16 protein-coding genes are annotated in these 17779 nt (G+C 38.9%); 8 read left to right on the forward strand and 8 right to left on the reverse strand.

The annotated features are described in order from the left end of the window. Nucleotides 1-6: 6 nt before the first annotated feature. From AC07U8_RS10725 to AC07U8_RS10735, 3 genes are read right to left on the reverse strand one after another with little or no spacing between them, the layout of a single operon-like run. Complete coding sequence (locus AC07U8_RS10725; protein ID WP_209826129.1) at nt 7-642, reverse strand: vWA domain-containing protein; 636 nt, start codon at nt 640-642, stop codon at nt 7-9. Between the two features lie 14 nt (nt 643-656). Beyond that, a complete protein-coding gene (locus AC07U8_RS10730) occupies nt 657-1301 on the reverse strand; it encodes a TerD family protein (RefSeq protein ID WP_494737857.1) in 645 nt (214 codons plus the stop codon). Between the two features lie 17 nt (nt 1302-1318). Next, the gene (locus AC07U8_RS10735) at nt 1319-1957 is read right to left on the reverse strand and encodes a vWA domain-containing protein (RefSeq protein ID WP_034613146.1); all 639 of its coding nucleotides are present in this window, start codon (nt 1955-1957) and stop codon (nt 1319-1321) included. A gap of 275 nt (nt 1958-2232) precedes the next feature. On the opposite strand from AC07U8_RS10735, the gene yddG reads away from it, so the two are divergent. Beyond that, entirely contained in the window at nt 2233-3153 is a 921-nt protein-coding gene (yddG, locus tag AC07U8_RS10740; RefSeq protein ID WP_494737858.1) for an aromatic amino acid DMT transporter YddG, read from the forward strand. Between the two features lie 179 nt (nt 3154-3332). Here the strand turns inward: yddG and AC07U8_RS10745 are convergent, their stop codons facing one another. Genes AC07U8_RS10745 through AC07U8_RS10755 form a run of 3 tightly spaced genes read right to left on the reverse strand, consistent with a single transcriptional unit; the run spans nt 3333 to nt 7506 of the window. Continuing rightward, complete coding sequence (locus tag AC07U8_RS10745) at nt 3333-4733, reverse strand: aminotransferase (protein WP_494737859.1); 1401 nt, start codon at nt 4731-4733, stop codon at nt 3333-3335. A gap of 28 nt (nt 4734-4761) precedes the next feature. Next, a complete protein-coding gene (locus AC07U8_RS10750; protein ID WP_494737860.1) occupies nt 4762-6165 on the reverse strand; it encodes an APC family permease in 1404 nt (467 codons plus the stop codon). A 51-nt stretch (nt 6166-6216) separates the two neighbouring features. Then, a complete protein-coding gene (locus AC07U8_RS10755; protein WP_209826125.1) occupies nt 6217-7506 on the reverse strand; it encodes a flavin-containing monooxygenase in 1290 nt (429 codons plus the stop codon). A 404-nt stretch (nt 7507-7910) separates the two neighbouring features. On the opposite strand from AC07U8_RS10755, the gene AC07U8_RS10760 reads away from it, so the two are divergent. The 5 genes from AC07U8_RS10760 (at nt 7911) to AC07U8_RS10780 (ending at nt 12817) form a co-directional block, all read left to right on the forward strand. After that, nucleotides 7911-8324: a RidA family protein gene (locus AC07U8_RS10760; protein WP_056511249.1), complete on the forward strand. Its 414-nt coding sequence runs from the start codon at nt 7911-7913 to the stop codon at nt 8322-8324. A 24-nt stretch (nt 8325-8348) separates the two neighbouring features. Then, nucleotides 8349-9020 (forward strand): DUF1028 domain-containing protein, encoded by a 672-nt coding sequence (locus AC07U8_RS10765; RefSeq protein WP_315075836.1) that lies wholly within the window; start codon nt 8349-8351, stop codon nt 9018-9020. A 35-nt stretch (nt 9021-9055) separates the two neighbouring features. Continuing rightward, nucleotides 9056-10042 carry a LysR family transcriptional regulator gene (locus AC07U8_RS10770; RefSeq protein ID WP_151801405.1) on the forward strand — a complete coding sequence of 329 codons (987 nt, stop codon included), beginning with the start codon at nt 9056-9058 and terminating at the stop codon, nt 10040-10042. Next, the gene (argE, locus tag AC07U8_RS10775; RefSeq protein ID WP_494737861.1) at nt 10035-11177 is read left to right on the forward strand and encodes an acetylornithine deacetylase; all 1143 of its coding nucleotides are present in this window, start codon (nt 10035-10037) and stop codon (nt 11175-11177) included. Before AC07U8_RS10770 ends, argE begins: the two co-directional genes overlap by 8 nt. A 158-nt stretch (nt 11178-11335) precedes the next feature. After that, a complete protein-coding gene (locus AC07U8_RS10780) occupies nt 11336-12817 on the forward strand; it encodes an aldehyde dehydrogenase (protein WP_494737862.1) in 1482 nt (493 codons plus the stop codon). A 103-nt stretch (nt 12818-12920) separates the two neighbouring features. Here AC07U8_RS10780 and AC07U8_RS10785 read toward each other — a convergent pair whose 3' ends face one another. Next, complete coding sequence (locus AC07U8_RS10785; protein WP_494737863.1) at nt 12921-13976, reverse strand: Rieske 2Fe-2S domain-containing protein; 1056 nt, start codon at nt 13974-13976, stop codon at nt 12921-12923. Between the two features lie 296 nt (nt 13977-14272). Here AC07U8_RS10785 and AC07U8_RS10790 point away from each other — a divergent pair, with 296 nt between their 5' ends. Further along, nucleotides 14273-15205: a LysR family transcriptional regulator gene (locus AC07U8_RS10790; protein WP_004720328.1), complete on the forward strand. Its 933-nt coding sequence runs from the start codon at nt 14273-14275 to the stop codon at nt 15203-15205. Nucleotides 15206-15399: 194 nt separating this feature from the next. Here the strand turns inward: AC07U8_RS10790 and hpxO are convergent, their stop codons facing one another. After that, on the reverse strand, nt 15400-16557 hold the full coding sequence (gene hpxO / locus AC07U8_RS10795; RefSeq protein ID WP_494737864.1) for an FAD-dependent urate hydroxylase HpxO: 1158 nt from the start codon (nt 16555-16557) through the stop codon (nt 15400-15402). Between the two features lie 213 nt (nt 16558-16770). On the opposite strand from hpxO, the gene alc reads away from it, so the two are divergent. Next, on the forward strand, nt 16771-17778 hold the full coding sequence (alc, locus tag AC07U8_RS10800) for an allantoicase (RefSeq protein WP_494737865.1): 1008 nt from the start codon (nt 16771-16773) through the stop codon (nt 17776-17778). The last annotated feature ends 1 nt before the right edge of the window (nt 17779 follow it).

Consider the following 17779-nt stretch of genomic DNA (forward strand, 5'->3'; position numbering starts at 1 on the left):
ATTCAGTTATAAAACCAGCTGAATTTCGGCGGGTGGTGGTGGTAAAGAAATTGAATCAGATACCCCTGCACTACTGCTACCAGCGACTACACTTGCAGAAACCCACTTAAAGAAGCTGGCAAAACTATTTGAGTCCATGGTGTCTAACACAACCACTTGATCCGTCAGTTGCAACAAGGATTCAGTTTTCGCTTTTGGCCCCGCAGCACAAGCGACAATCGTGGCAAAATTAAGCTGTTTAATTGTGGGAACGATTTGCTGATAAGCATAGACATCTGAGGGTGAACCATCTGTCATCAAAAACAATAACGGACGCCAATCGCCTTTAACATCATTGCTACTTTTCTGCACATTCTGTTGTACTTCTTGTACCAGTAATTCCAATGCTGCACCCATAAATGTTGCACCCACATTGGGCACATCGAGATCTGGAATTTGCACCTGATCCAAAGGGGTGAGCGGTAGATAAACTTTTGCTTCAATATCAAAGGTGATCACACTTAAATACACGCTTTCAAGCGCATAAGGATCTTGCCTTAATGCACTGAGCATTGACTGCAAGCCTACATTCACCGAGTGAATTGGCTCACCACGCATAGAGCCAGATGTATCTAATAAAATATATACAGGTAAACGGCGCATTATACTCTCATTTTTTAACTATATTTTTTTAACCATTCCACGAAATTATCCGCGGAAGAAGCATTGCCAACCGCGTTAAATTTCCAGCCACTATTTTCTCTGACCAGTTCAGCAAATAATAATGAACGTTGTTGATCATATTGACCGATACCCGATAAATCAAAACGCACCATTTCTTTGCCAGTACCATCGACAGCACGGATAAAGGCATTTTTCACCTGACCAAAATGCTGATTGTTTTTTGCACCATTGTAAATTTGCACAATAAAGACAATCTTGTGATATTCAGCTGCCAAGCTATTTAATTTGACAATAATTTGCTCATCATCGCCGTCACCAGCACCAGTGCGGTTATCTCCAGTCAGCCAGATTTGCCCTGAACGATGCTTTAAATTATTAAAAAAGATAACATCACTATTTTCGAGTGTGGCTTGACCCGCGGCATTCCAGCCGAGATCTTTTACTTTTCCGCTGGCATCACATAAGAATGCCACCACATCTAGATCGTGTTCTTCGCTCTTTGCGCCTGAAAATAATCTGCCTAAAAAGCCTTTCTTTTGTTCAGTGATATCCCAACCGAGTCCAATCGTCACTAACTCTAAATCATGTTTAGATTTTTCAAGACTGAGTCCCTGACCTTTCGCCAATGTAATTGCCATGCTAGTTTCCTTTATTTTTATAGAACCACATTCACTTCAGGTGGTGGTGGTGGAAGATCATTTAAGCCTGTGACTTCTTTTTGACCGGCATCTACTTTTTGGCTACCCGTAGAAATACTTGCAGAAACCCATTTAAAGAAGGCTTTAATGGTATTTGAATCTGCGGTTGCAAGTTCTACTACAACCTCTGTAATTTGTTTGAGAATACTGCTATCTGCATTATGTCCCGCTGCACAAGCAATGATCATCCCCGTCTTGGCTTGTTTTAGTTTTGCAAAACCTTTGGTCCAGTCATCCGTTGGTGCACCATCTGTCATAATAAAAACTAAGGGTTTCCAGTCACCACGGGTATCAGGTGTGGTTTTTTGCACTTCCTGATCAATTTTATCTGCCAGTAATCCCAGTGCTTCGCCCAACTGTGTAGTACCCGTTGCCTGTAATTGAGGGGGTTGAAACATTGCAATTTCAGTTAAAGGAATCAGCTGTTTGGCTTGAGTATCGAAGGTAATAATAGACAAATAGGCTGTTTCAAGTGCATAAGGATCTTGTCTGAGTGAAGAAACCAGTATTTCAACACCATTTTTAACGGCTTCAATCGGTTCACCATGCATCGAACCTGAGGTATCTAATAATAAATATACGGGTAATCTTCTCATTTGTTTATCTCTGTTTAATGTCTCGTTAATTTTTAATCTTTATGCATATGTTTATATAAAAAATCGAACTAAAAACAAAGCTTTTTTATCATTTTTAATACTTAATTTTTTACCCAAATATCGAATTTTGCTTAAATCCCCTATTTTTAACTAAGCTCATCATGGCATAGTATTTATTTTATGCTGGGTGATATTTTAAAAATAATCATAGAATTGTAAGCTATAATTATTTCATTACTTACCTTAATCTGAATCCTCAGATTTTAAAGCCCAATATGTCAAAAAATCTCGCAACGTTGATTGGTTTAAGTGCCATTTTACAATGGTCTTCCATCGTCGGTTTATTGAAAAAAATCAGTTTTAGTTTGGGCCCTGAGTTGGCTGTGCTGCTGATGTATACACTGAGCACTTGTATTTTATTAATATTTTTTAAAATCCCAGATTTAAAATTAATTTCAAAAAAATATCTGATTTTTTCTACCTTATTGTTTGTTATTTATGAATTATGTTTTTCTTATGCCATTGCACTGGCACAAACTGCACAACAAGCCATAGAGGTTAGTCTAGTCAATTACCTCTGGCCGGGCTTAACAGTTGCGATGCTGATCCTATTTAAAGAAATTAAATTTAATGTCTTTGTTATTGTCGGTTTAGCCATCAGCTTAAGTGGAATTATTTTGATTCAAACCGGACAAGGTGCTTTAACCTGGTCTAATATTTTATCCAATATTCTGGAAAATCCAATCAGTTATATTTTGGCATTTGTTGGGGCAACGCTGTGGTCGTTATATTGTGTGATTACCAAAAAATATAGTGATGGGCATAATCCAATTTCATTTTTCTTTGTGGCGATCAGTATTGTACTGTGGACTAAATACTTGTGGTCACATGGATTGAGTTTAAATGCAATTCCACAAGTTGAACTTACAACAATAGGATTATTAGGCATTGTTTCAGTGGTGATGGCCTTGGGCTATGCCGCTTGGAATATTGGTATTATCAAAGGCAATATTACGATTTTGGTGACTTTATCTTATTTTAGTCCAGTCATCTCAACTTTGATTTCAATGTTTATCTTACAAACCAATCTACCAACAGAGTTTTGGTATGGCGTGATCTTGGTGACTTCAGGCTCTTTAGTGTGTTGGATTTCGACAAATTGGCACCAATTAAAAGACAAACTATTCAGTGTGTAAAATTAAATGCTTGCCGATTAGCAAGCATTTTAAATAAATACAATCCAAGCAATGATTCAACAGCTTAAGCTGTATTTAATCCTTATTGAATGATCAACTCAGTAAATGGCCCCGCTACTTTTGATTCAGTTTAGGGGCCATGAATTGTTTAAATTGTTTGCTTAGATTTATCTGTAAGTTTAACTAGACAAATAACCTTCACGTTTAAGATCAGCAGTGGTACTCAGAATCGCTTTGCGTAATGTTGTGACGATAAAGTCTACATGATCCTTATTTAAAATTAACGGTGGCGACATAATATTCATATGACCCACTGGACGAATAATTAATCCATCTTTCTGGCAATAATCTGCAATTCGAGAACCTACATTGACTGAACTTGGGAAAAGTTCCTTGGTGTTCTTATTGGCTAAGTTTTCAATACACATCATAAACTTCTTACCACGAACCTCTCCGACAATCTCTAAGTCAATCAGTGTGTGCAATTGATCTTCAAAATATTGACCTACATCATTGACGTGTTGCAATAAGTTTTCACGCTCGATAATTTCAATATTTTTTAATGCTGCTGCACAAGAAACAGGATGACCCGAATAGGTAAATCCATGGGTAAATAACGCACCATCCGCCTGAGGTTTGCCAATCACTTTAGCAATATCATCAGATATAATCGTTGCACCTAAAGGTAAGTAACCTGAAGATAACCCTTTGGCACAAGTAATAATATCTGGAACGATATCAAACTCTGATTCTGAAGCAAAAAAGTGTCCTAAACGACCAAATGCCGTCACAACCTCATCGGACACATATAAAACCCCATATTTATGGCATACTTCGAGGGCTTTTTTATGGTAGCCCGGCGGAGGTACAATAACACCGCCAGCACCCATAATTGGTTCTGCAAAAAACGCAGCGACATTTTCTGGACCCAATTCCAAAATTTTATTTTCTAACTCTTGTACCTTTTCATTGCAAAAATCTTCTAAGCTTTGACCTTCCGCTCTACGGTATGGATTGGGGCATGAAATCTGGTGGACCAATTCACGATCAATATCAAAACCGATATGGTCAAACTCAACACCAGTTAATGACATACTAATATAGGTACTGCCATGGTAGCCATCTTTGCGCGAGATTAATTTTTTCTTGCTTGGTTGACCGAGTTGATTGAAATAAAAGTGAATAAGTCGTACCGCAGTATCATTGGCAACTGAGCCACCACAGCCAAACAGCACATGATTCAAATTTCCAGGCGCCAGTTCAGCCAGTTTTGCAGATAATTTTGCAGCGGGGATCGAAGTATGGTGACCAAATGCAGAATAATAAGGAATTTGCATAATCTGTTCTGAAATAGCATCGGCAATTTCTTGACGCCCATAACCCACATTGACGCACCATAAACCACCAATACCATCCAGATATTTATTGCCTTCAGCATCAAAAACATAACACCCTTCACCGTGTGCAAGAATCATGGCACCTTCATCTTTAAAGGTTGCAAAGTCAGTCCATGGATGAATATGGTGATCTTTATCTTTTTTCCAAACTTCTGTAATTTCTGTTGTTGATAACTGTTTCATAAGATAACTCCTTGTTAAAATTCTGCTTTTATTTGGTCAAACTTTCGATGGATTCTGGTTGAAAGAGCTGTCTTTTCATCACCAATTTGATCCAAAGAATACTGATGATTGTGGTAAAACCAATCACGATTCCGACCCAAGTAAATATTTTGACTCTCAAATCTGGGGTAGGCACAGCATAGAAAATCGTAAGTACCATCCCGATAATGCCAATGATTTGCAGGAATGGATAAAATGGTGCTTTATAAGGTCTTGCCATCTGTGGGTAGCGTTTACGCAACACAATCACGTTGATATGTGCAATCACATAAGCGATCAACCAAGAGATACATGCTGCAGTTAACAGCACCTTTATCACTTCGGTTTCATTCTGTGAGAACAGCATTGGTATCATGATGATGACCGCAACAAATACAACGCCCACCCAAGGCACATTATTCTTCTGATTGACTCGGGCAAAAATTGATAACACTTGTTTATTGCTTGCCATGCCCTGCAACATACGCGGTAAGGCAGCTAAAGTCGCATTTAAGGTACTTAAGGTGGCAAATAAAGCGCCAATCGCAATAAAGATTAAGCCTGTCGGACCAAATACCGCCGTTGCATATTCAATATGTGGGGTCAAAGAATTGACCAGATGCTCTTGGGGTAAGAAATAAAGTGCACCCACGCCATATAAAGAAATGGTGATAAAAATCATGGTTAAACCGATATACATCGATCTTGGAATATTTTTACTGGGATTTTTGGATTCTTCGATCATCGGGACAACAAACTCGACCCCGACAAATCCCCAGAAAGCCAATGCAACCAGTGCCACAGTATTTGTATCAAAAGTAATTGTATAATCAACCACTTGTGTATGCGGATAAACCCAGCCGCTGATCGCAAATATACCGAGCAAAAGTAATAAAACCACCATGACAAAAGCTACGGTATTTTGAACTTTGGAGAAGATATCAATTTTCAGCAGATTTAAACCCACTGAAATAAATAAAATCAAAAAGCCAATGCCAAAATAGGGAACATCCAGTTTAAATATTTTTTTGATCACATCATCGATTAAAATCAGCTCCGCTGAAACAGCAAACATCGCCACCAAAATATACCCGCAAAACACCGAAAGCATTGCGGGTAAATGCCCTGTTGCGACTAGACTATAATCACTGATACTGCCACTTTTAGGAATTAATAATGCCAACTCTGCAAAAGATGTCGCATAGCTCAGTGCTAAAAAGAATCCGATAATCAGCGGAATAAAGAAACTTATTCCGCTTAAGCCAAATCCTTGCAAAATAATCACCATCACACCTTGCGATAGCACTAAACCTACTGCAATGGCGATTAAATTAAACAAAGTTAACTTTTTTGCATTCACCTGTTTTGCTTGATCGATTAAACGACTTCCTTGCTTATTGTTTTTTCCTGTCATGTGCTCCTCCCTCCTAGAGTGGGCATTAAACCTTGAAATTTAAAACTTATTTCATGCTGTTTTTTCTTCTTTATTGATTTGCTTTCTTTGGTTTTTATCTTGATACTCTAAATACTGACGTTGAATATCAATGTGGCCTGCCACGCGTTTTGCATCATGCCAAACGCCCCAAATAAAGCTTGAACCACGCCCAGATAAATAAGGAAGACCAATAAAATAAATACCGGGTTCTGTTGAGACACCAAGCTTATGGTTAGGCCGACCATCCGCATCAAAAGCATTGACTTCTAACCAACTATGATCAAAGCCAAAGCCAGATGCCCAAATGATTGAGGTGATCCCTGCTTGGGCTAAATCAAGCTCTAAAATAGGCTGTTGAATACACTCAGCATCATCTAAAATAATCCGAGCTTCTGGTTCCTCAGGTAAATCTATACCTGTACGTTGAACATAAGCATCTGCAGCATCTAAAAACTCAAAATAAGCTTTATCACCGTCGGCCAATGACTGTTGCAAATCATTTTGAAAACGTACCTGCGCTCCTTCAAATTGCATCGTCATCCCCAATAAGGTGATGCCTTGTTGTGCTAAACGTCTAAAATCAATGGAATGCCCACCATGTGCACCACTTACAGCCAAACCTTTCAGCGGTCCTGTATCGGTTTTAACGCTATCCCATCCGCCCAACACCCCGAGCCACCAAACATTATCGCGTTGACGATAAACACGCGGTGGACGTTCATGTGCCCCAACAGACAAATAAACTTTTTTACCTGCGCGATTTAATTCATCTGCGATTTGAATACCTGAAGAACCTGAACCCACCACTAAAACAGCACCCTCGGGGATTTGTTGTGGATTTTTATATTGATCTGAATGGATTTGGTATAAATCTGTTTGCTGAGGTGCAATCGAAGGAATAATGGCTTTTTGGAAAGGCCCTGTTGCCACAACGACACGTTGTGCTGTTAAAGTGCCGTTAGAGGTTTCAACAACAAAACCCGCAGCTTGCGCATTTGCTTGAACCTTTTTGACTTCAACATTACTATAAATTGGTGCATTGAAGCGCTTGGCATATTTTTCAAAGTATTCAGCAACTTGGTCATGATGTACAAAACTATCTGGATCAAGATCAAATTCCATATTGGGAAAGCGATCGTGCCAGCAAGGTCCATTCGCTACCAAAGAATCCCAACGGCGTGTACGCCAAGCTTCTGCAATACGGTTTTTTTCTAATACCACATGTGGAATTTTAAGCTCTGTCAGGTGCTCACTCATCGCGACTCCAGCTTGGCCAGCACCAACCACAACGGTATCTATTTCTAATTTATCTAAACTCATCTTTTTTCCCTTGTCAGATCGAGGAACGTCCTTGCAACAACAACTCTTTTGCTGAATAGACATTTACCAACTACTGCCAATCACATGTGTTTGGCAGTATGTGTTTGCTGCAGATTTCTTGTTAAAAAATGAAATATCAAAGCTGCGCAAAACATGATTTAAGAAAAATATAGGGAGCCCAGCAGCAAAGCGAAAATAGAATATCCAAAACAAATGCATCAAAAAATCTGAAGCCACACACTAAGCACATGAAATAAATAGAAAATATATGCCAGACTATAATTCTTTTTAAATTATTTTTATTACTACGGAAAAAGTAAATTACTAGAAAGGAAAACACAAATTGTGAGTGCTCACGAAGTAAGCATACTAGAGAAACATCATAATTAACTGAGGATTGAGCAGTGAAACATACCCGTATTCGAACATTTAATACCAAGAAAACTTATCCAGAGCAGAATTTAGACAATGACCTATGCCAAGCTGTAGTTGCACGTGGGCGAACTGTTTTTCTTCGCGGTCAAATTGGACAAAATCTGGATACATCGGAAAGTGTTGCGATAGGCGATGTCAAGGGTCAGACCGAACAGGCGATGTACAACATTGACATGCTACTCAAAGAAGCTGGGGGAGAATTGGCAGATATTTGTAAAATTACCATATATATCGTTGATCCACGCTTCCGTGAAGATGTCTATGGTGTTGTCGGCAAATGGCTCAAAGGCGTTTACCCTGTCTCAACGGGTATTGTTGTTTCCGCTTTGGCACGTCCAGAGTGGCTTGTCGAAGTTGATGCAATTGCCGTTATTCCAGACTAAAAACCATCAAGATGTGAGGGAAATATGACGTTTTCAATTATTGCGAGATGTAGTGAAACAGGACAGTTCGGTGCAGCAATTAGTTCCTCCTCTCCAGCCGTTGCATCAAGATGTATACGTGCCAAAGCTGGAATTGGTGTTGCAGCAAGCCAAAATATAACTGATCCTCAATTGGCCAGCATTTTACTTGAAATGACCAAATATAATATATCGCCTAAAAATGCGATTACAGAATTAACCAAAAATACCGATTTTATTGAATACCGCCAATTAACTTTACTTGATGCGGTGAATGAGCCTTTTGCCTTTAGTGGAGAAAATACATTAGGGATCTATACGCAACATATAGGGAAACATGCCGTTTGTGCGGGTAATTTACTTGCAAATGAGAATGTTACTCATGTTATGCTCAAACACTTCGAACAAAGTAAAGGCGCTTTAGCTGAACGTTTACTTTATGCATTAGATGCTGGAAAACAGGCTGGTGGAGAAGCTGGAGAGGTACACTCTGCTGGTCTTTTAGTAGTTGACAAGTTGGAATGGCCAATTGTTGACTTACGCGTGGACTGGTCAGATCAACCCATTTCCGACCTCATTGCACTATGGCAGATATATGAACCGCAAATTGATGATTATGTTTTAAGAGCTTTAAACCCGATCAATGCTCGTAGCTATGGTGTTCCAGGAAATGAATAAACTTTTCGAGGGTATACAATGGAGGTGTATCCAAAGTGTTAAATCGAATTTCTTTAAGACAAATGGAATACTTTGTTGCAACAGCTGAATGTGGCAGCATCATTATTGCTTCGGAGAAGATACATGTATCCTCTCCGTCTATTTCTGCCGCAATCGCACATATTGAATCAGAATTACAAACCCAATTATTTATTCGCCAACATGCGAAAGGCTTGATTTTAAACACTGTCGGTAAAAGTGTGATGTTGGAATGTAAGAAGATCTTAAACCAAGCTTCAAGTTTATATTCGCTTGCTGCAGAATTTTCTGGTTCCATACGTGGACCATTAAAAGTGGGCTGCTTCCCAGCTTTTACCCCGATGATCTATGCCGATATTATCAATGGATTTTCCAATTTATATAAACAAGTTTCTTTAGACCTTTATGAAGATGATCAACAAGCACTTCTAAATGCGCTTATACGTAATGATATTGATCTTGCTTTAACTTACGATCTCAATATTGATGAAAATATTATTCATTTTGAAGCTTTAACAAAATTACCACCCCATGTACTGGTCAGTGAGGAGCATCCTTTAGCTATACTGCCTGTTGTGAGCTTAGAAGAACTTTCACAGTACCCGATGATTCTTTTAGACATGCCTTATAGTAATGAATATTTCTTATCATTATTTAGAGCTCAAAATCTTACCCCCAATGTTGTGCGTTCTTCAAAAAATATTGATGTCGTTCGTTCCATGGTTGCCAATAATATTGGCTACACAATTTTGAATGTTCGCCCGAAAAACACCTATAGCCTTGATGGTAAACGTCTGGTGCGTATTCGTATTGCGCATGAACATCGCCCGATGTATATCGGCATTGCAACACCGAAAAATGTACCCAAAAATATTGTGGTTGAAGCTTTTATCAGTCGTTGCAAAAGCTTTATCTCGGATCACTTTATTTCAGGTATGAGTTCGCCACATTTTTACGATCCATATATGAAAACCCAAACACAAAAGGATTCCTCAGATGTCTAATCTGTCGAGTATTCAACTACTTAAAAAACTTGTTGCATTTGATACGACGTCCTACAAAAGTAATTTAGAACTGATCATGTTCGTTAAGAATTTACTTGAACCTGCGGGAATCAGTATCACTTTAAATTTTAATCCAGAACAGACCAAAGCCAACTTATTGGCAAGTATTGGTCCTAAAGATCTAGCTGGTGTATTGCTCTCTGGGCATACCGATGTAGTTCCAGTTGAAGGACAAGCGTGGAGCAGCGAACCTTTTCAAGCGCTAATCAAAGACGATAAAATTTATGGTCGTGGTACTGCGGATATGAAAGGCTTTATCGCCTGCGCGATGCATGCCATGTTAAAAGCAGCACAGATGCCAGAATTGACTAAACCATTACACCTATGTCTTTCCTATGATGAAGAAATTGGCTGTATTGGTGTACGGGGAATTCTTGGCCTACTCTCTGAATTAATTATTCAACCAGAGCTTTGTGTGATAGGTGAACCTACCAGTATGAATATTGCCACAGGCCATAAAGGCAAAGCAGTATTTAAAGCAATTTGTCGTGGACAAGAAGGTCACTCCGCTTTAGCCCCGTTATATGTCAATGCGATTTATTGCGCTCAAAATGTTGTTGAGGCAATTACTACGACACAAAAACAGATCGCAGAAGGTCCAATTGTCGATATGGACTACGATGTGCCTTATACCACTGTACATGTCGGGAAAATACAAGGCGGTAAAGCTTTAAATATCGTTCCCAATGAATGTGTTTTAGACTACGAAATTCGTAATGTTGCAGAACAAAATACGGAGACTGTTCAAGAAAAAATTTTTGAATATGTCGAGCAAAGCCCTTATGCAAAATTTGTCAGTTTTCAGGAAATCAACCAATACCCTGGACTAAATACCTCAACAACCATTCAAGCGGTCAAATTTTTACAAACACTGCTAGATCCAGCAACAGAATTACAGAAGATTTCATTTGGTACAGAAGGTGGATTATTTCATCAACAGTTAAATTCTGCGGTATTGGTTTGTGGTCCTGGTTCTATTCAAGTCGCGCATAAACCCGATGAGTATATTGAAATCTCACAGATGCAGGAATGTGATGCATTTTTTGAACGTTTACTCAGCCATATTAAGCGTTAAGATGTTGCTATTGCTTTAAAAAGTTATTTTTACAACAAATAAGCAAAGCATTTAATTTGTTTTTTTTAAACCCAAGGCTTGTATAAAACAAATTCACAAAATTGGCGAAAAATAATACGGTTAAACCTACTATATAGCTAAAATTTTAAGGAAATTGCATGAAACTAAAACAGGATTGGCTAGATCAACGTGCACAGATAACACTGCCTACTCGTGCTTTTATCGCCGGACAATTTGTCAACACAACGCAGACCTATAAAGTATCAAATCCAGCCACAGCTGAATTTTTAGTCGATATGTCAGCATGTGATGCCAATGACGTTGAACAAGCAGTTCAACATGCGAGAAAGACCTTTAACAGCGGTGTCTGGTCTCGGTTAGCGCCGCGTGAACGTAAGCAAATACTTAAAAAGCTCGCTGAACTTATTCGTGAAAATGCTGAAGAGCTTGCCTTACTCGAAACCCTCAATGTGGGTAAACCGATTCAGGATTCACTGCATGTTGATATTCCTGGTGCAGCGTCCTGTTTTGAGTGGTATGCAGAAAGTATTGATAAAATTTATGATGAAATTGCCCCCACAAGTGTAGATCAACTGGCGATGGTTAGTCGTGAACCCATAGGCGTTGTTGCTGCTGTAGTACCGTGGAACTTTCCGCTTGATTTGGCAAGTTGGAAGCTTGCACCTGCCTTAGCAACAGGAAATTGTGTTATATTAAAACCCGCAGAGCAATCACCCTTTACTGCATTAAAACTCGCTGAACTCGCAAAACAAGCTGGGATTCCCGATGGTGTATTGCAAGTGGTTACTGGCTTAGGACATATTACAGGTCAAGCCCTTGGACGCCATCCAGATGTCGATTGTTTAGTCTTTACTGGATCGACCGAAACGGCAAAAAAGTTTTTGGCTTATTCTGCTGAATCAAATATGAAACCTGTTTGGCCTGAAACTGGTGGAAAAAGTGCCAACATTATTTTTGCTGACGCTGATTTAGATAAAGCGGTCGATAAAGCGATTTTTGGCGCATTTTATAATCAAGGTGAAGTGTGTTCGGCAAATTCACGGATTTTATTAGAAAAAAGCATTTCACAACAATTTGTAGAGAAATTTATAGCCAAAGCCAAAACAGTTAAGATTGGAGATCCTCTAGATCCCAATACCACGATGGGCTGTTTAATTGATCGTCAACATGCGGATAATGTCAGAGCTGCTATTGATCAAGCCAAGGCTCAAGGTGCGCAATCTCATATTATTCCGTTAAATTTAGATGCAGCTTTAGATCCAGCAACCTATGTAGCACCAACCATTCTAACGGGTGTCAATCCTGAGTTTAAAATCTTCCATGACGAAGTTTTTGGTCCTGTGGTTTCAATCACAACTTTTGAAACCCAAGAAGAAGCGATTGAACTTGCCAATCACTCCATTTATGGGTTAGCTGCCTCAATTTGGACCAAAGATATTCAGAAAGCAATTCTTCTGTCTAAACAGCTTTTAGTAGGAACAGTCTCTATCAATACAGTAGATGCTTTAGATGTCAGTACCCCATTTGGAGGATACAAACAATCAGGTTATGGCCGTGATTTATCTTTACATGCGATTGATAAATTTACACAGTTAAAAACCACATGGATTCAACTGTAATTGTACAAAATGGTTTAGATTGACTGAATTAAAATTGTAAATCCGAGAGAGCACTCAATCGGTCAAAAATGATTGTATGTGCTCCTGACGCTATAAGGAAAATTTACACAATATAGCGTTTGCTTAACCCCCATTCTGCCAATATTCGACGATAAGTTGTAGATGAACGATCTGCTTCAAAATGTGCTTCCGTTGTAATATCTAATGGAAGCTCTTCTGGTTTTTGACTCTCTACCATGTCCTGATCTTCTGCAAAAATTTGCGCATTAAAATCGTAAACTGCCTGCAAGTCGCCTGTGGTATCAAAATTACGGGTCAGTGGTACAAATAAGCGGGTTTTGTTATGTGATACAGGACAACAGGCATTTAAAATTTTCAACATACCCTCGCGTGGAAATTCAACCTTTAACACCGCTGAAAAGGGCGGGTAAACATCAAAAATTCGTTTCCATAAAAAACCCTCTGGTGCCAGATGCTGTAAGCCATGCGGGTAGTTGCTCACATTACTTACATATTCTGTGTGTAAACCATAGGCTGTACGCTCAGTGGTGTATTTGGGTACGACAGGATTATCAGCATCAGCAAAAGACTGCTGATGTACCCAAGCAAAATGTGCAACATCAATAAAGCCTTCCAATTGCCGCCCGCTTGAGCCGGCAATATCAACAAATGGCGGCAGTACGGGTTGATGCTCAGGATCATCCCAAGTGTCCAATATTGGAAAGTTTGCTTGGCTTTCATCACGGCTAAATAAACTTGTCCAAACCAAACCATATTTTAAAACCACAGGAAATTTGGTGAGACTAAAGCGCTCTGAAATTTGTGTCAGTTCTGGCTGTGCGGGAATTTTTGTACATTGACCTGCTGTGTTGTAATGCAATCCGTGGTAGGGACAAACGATCTCTTCACCTTGCACCCAACCTTTGCTGAGTGGTACACCACGGTGCGGACAAATATCACGCACCAACTGAATCGCACCACTTGCAGTTTGATAAAGTGCCATTTTCACATCGAGGAGTTGTACTTGTTGTGGGGCTGTTGTGACATCTTGCTCACGTGCGACAGGATACCAATGCTGAGCAAGTATTTCCCAGTCTTTAGGCTCAAAACCACTACATTGTGGTTGACTAAATAAGTTCAGAACTGGAATTGCATTCATACAAAACTCACAGAATATATATTTAACTTCATGATCTTATGCTGTGATTTCAGCATGTTGCTGAGCTAAAATCATGGCTGAGTTTTAAATTACGAATTTTGTCTAATTCTGTCTATTAGAATGTTTTGCTTATCTCGTTCTAAAAAATAGAACACCTATCTGAAAATTATTTTTAGAAAAAACTCATCATTGGCATAAAAATCGCTTAGTGATCTGTGATTTTAGCGAGTTTTAAATTTCCTTGATTTTCATTGCTTAGGAATAAGTCCGTGAAATATAAATAATGGACAGCCCATATGCCTGTGAATACAACTTTTTCACGATTTTCTGATTATTTTATTGCAGTTGCCAAGACAGGCAGCTTAAGAAAAGCAGCAGATCAACTCTATATTTCCGTATCAGCGGTACATCGTCAAATCGCACTCGCTGAGGAAGAGTTTGGCATTGATCTGTTTGAACGTTTACCCAGTGGATTAAAACTGACACTTGCTGGAGAGTTACTTTATGCGGATTTAATTAAGTGGCAAAAAGAATTTCAATTAACCCGTAATCGTTTTGATGAAATCCAAGGGCTTTCTCGGGGAACAATTGATTGCGGATTGATTTCCGCACTCAGTGATGGCTTTGTTTTAGATTCAATTCAATATATGTATGACAACTACCCTTGGATCAATTTTAATTTTCATATCCAAGACAGTGAAACTGTGTCAAATATGATTATGGACGCTGAAATTGATTTTGGAATTTTATTAAACCCGAAAGGCCATCATCAATTAGAGGTTTTATCTTTTGTCGAAATCCCAATCGGTTTTGTTTTACCTAAAGATCACCCTTTAACAAAAAATGAGAAAGTTTATTTGTCAGATAGTGTCAACGATAAACACTTGATTCCTGGCGCTCCATTAATTATTCATGATTATGTGCAGACCTTGTATAAGCACCATAAATTTAGCCCACAGCAGCACTTAGATTGTAATGACATTCGAATGATTATGTCATTAATTCAAAAGAATTTAGGTATTGGTTTATTGTCATTTATTGATGCATATCCATATTTAGAACGTGACGAGCTTGTTTTTAAGCCGATTCGAGAAAAGGGTTTATATCCATTAACACTGGCTTTATGTGTTGCGCCAAAACGACAACTTTCACGCGTATCGCAAATTATGATTAAGCATCTTATTGAACAAATCGAAGCATTTAAGCTCAAGCTGATCCCTTATCAATAGTCAGCTTTAGGTATGTTGTAATACAAATCCTTGATTTACAGAAATGAACAACAGACCCTTAAGCGACAAAGCAATCATGAATAGCTGAGTAATGACTAGCAATAACTCCCTAAACTTATATGAATCAAAAGCGTTAGATTTCCAATGCTGAATTTAGATTCAGTAATTTAAATTCAGCATTGACCTAGCAACATTTAATCTAAAGGATTACCAATAATATTACTGATAATGCCACGCATAATATGTGGGCCTTGTTCTTGACGTAAGTCTTGATACCACGCTTCGGTCACAGCTTCATCTTTCATATGGGTCACATCACAGCGTTTGCGGGCACGTAATACCAACTCATTGGCGCGCTCATTACGTTTATTTTGATAACGCTTTAAGGCATCCTCTAAACCTAATGTATTGATTTGCAAAGCCCTTGCTAAGTAAATTGCATCTTCCATAGCTTGGCAACCGCCTTGACCAATATCAGGTGTGGTACTGTGAGCCGCATCTCCCATAATCACCACTCGGCCTTTATAAAACTGGGTAAAAGGTTCAATATCATGAATTTCTACTCGATTGGTTTTTTGCTCATCAATCGCTTCAATTAAGTTTTGAACGGGTTGGCACCAGTCCTTAAAATATTGTTTAAAGAGTGTTTTATATTGGGCTTTACTGTTTTCTAAACCTACAGGTAATGGTACATCAAAGAAGAAGTAAAAACGTTGCTCTGCCACTGGCATAAGCGAAACACGTTTTCCCTCTCCAACAAAGGTTGTCCATTGATCTGCTTGGGCAAATTTATCTGAAATTTCGACTAAGCCATTCCAATTAACATAACCTGCATAACGACGTTCAATCTGTTCACCCAGTACATATTGGCGGGTCAGCGAATGTGTTCCATCAGCACCAATTAACAATGCTGTGGTGACTTCACTGCCATCTGCAAACTGAACTTTTATGTGTTGATCTACTTGTTCTAGTGCAACCATTTTTTTCCCAAGATGAATATCCTCACGGCCAAATTCATCCATCAACATGTTTTGTAAATCTGCACGGGAAACTGGATAAGGCCGTTGCCCAACCTCTTCAATCAAAGGCATTAAACTAAACTGAGTCATGTGCTCACCAGTTAAGCCATCGATATAGGCTAAATGATCCATTTGACCACCAAGTTTGGCAACTTGATCCGTTAAGCCTAAATAGTTTAAACACTTAACACCGTTTGACCATAAAGAAATAGCAGCACCTACAGCTAGAATTTGTTCAGTTTGTTCATAGATGGTGACCGTATGTCCGAATTTTTTTAGTGCAATACCTGCGGTTAATCCCCCCATACCTGCACCGATAATAGTAATCTCCATCTATTTCTCCTCTGTCTGTTTCTTTAACACTTATGACTAAAATGCTAAAAACGTGCCATTTATTTAAAAATCACAACATTCCTTAAGCAAAGTTGGCATAGGCTATGCATGATGAGGACGCTAAGATATTGTTTTTATGAGTGCTTATTGAGCTTTAAGTGCTGATATCAATCAATAAAATGATATAAATCGTAATATGAATGGTAAATAAATATGGCAACTTTACTTGCACCAAGTTTTGAGCTTCCTGCACATTTGCTACAATACAGCAATTTGGCAGATCCCCGAATTGGTACAAAAGTACTTGAATGTTCAGATGATTTTTTTGCAGAAGCACAACGAATGTTGCAATTTAATCCACCCATTTTTGTAGAAGATAAATTTGATGATCATGGCAAATGGATGGATGGATGGGAAACCCGCCGTAAACGCCATGCAGGCTATGACTGGGCAATTGTTAAATTAGGTGTTGCTGGAAAAATTACAGCATTTGATCTTGATACCACTTTTTTTACGGGGAATTACCCTGCTTCTGCTTCAATTGAAGCCTGTTATGCACCAAATGGGGACTTAAGCAATGCACTATGGCAGCCCATTCTAGACAATTCTGTGCTTGGCCCAAGCCAACATCATATTTTTGACATTAAAAATTCAGCAGTCTTTACCCATGTCCGCTTAAATATTTTTCCTGATGGTGGCATTGCACGTTTTCGCGTCTATGGTGAAGTGCAAATACAGATCCAAGATCGCCAACATACATTAGATTTACTGGCACTTGAAAATGGTGGACGCGTGATTGCCTATAGTGATGCCCATTTTGGCCATCCTCGTAATTTGATCAATCCGAATCGTGGGATCAATATGGGTGATGGTTGGGAAACCAAACGCCGCCGTGCACCTGGATTTGACTGGTGTATTTTGGCGCTCGGTCAAAGTGGTGTAATTGAAAAAATTGAAATTGATACCGCACATTTTAAAGGCAATTTCCCCGCTCAAGTATCGATTCAAGCGATATATATTGAAAATGCGACTGATCCACAATTGATTCCGCAAAGTATGTTTTGGCCATTTCTACTCAATGCTCAGGATATGCAAATGGATCATATTCATGATTATGTAGCTGACATTTTAAAACATGAAAAAATTTCACATATTCGTGTCAATATGATTCCAGACGGTGGCATTAGCCGTATCCGATTATGGGGTAAAATTGCAGAGTGAT

The sequence above is a fragment of the Acinetobacter sp. GW821-FHT01E09 genome (genome assembly GCF_059422385.1).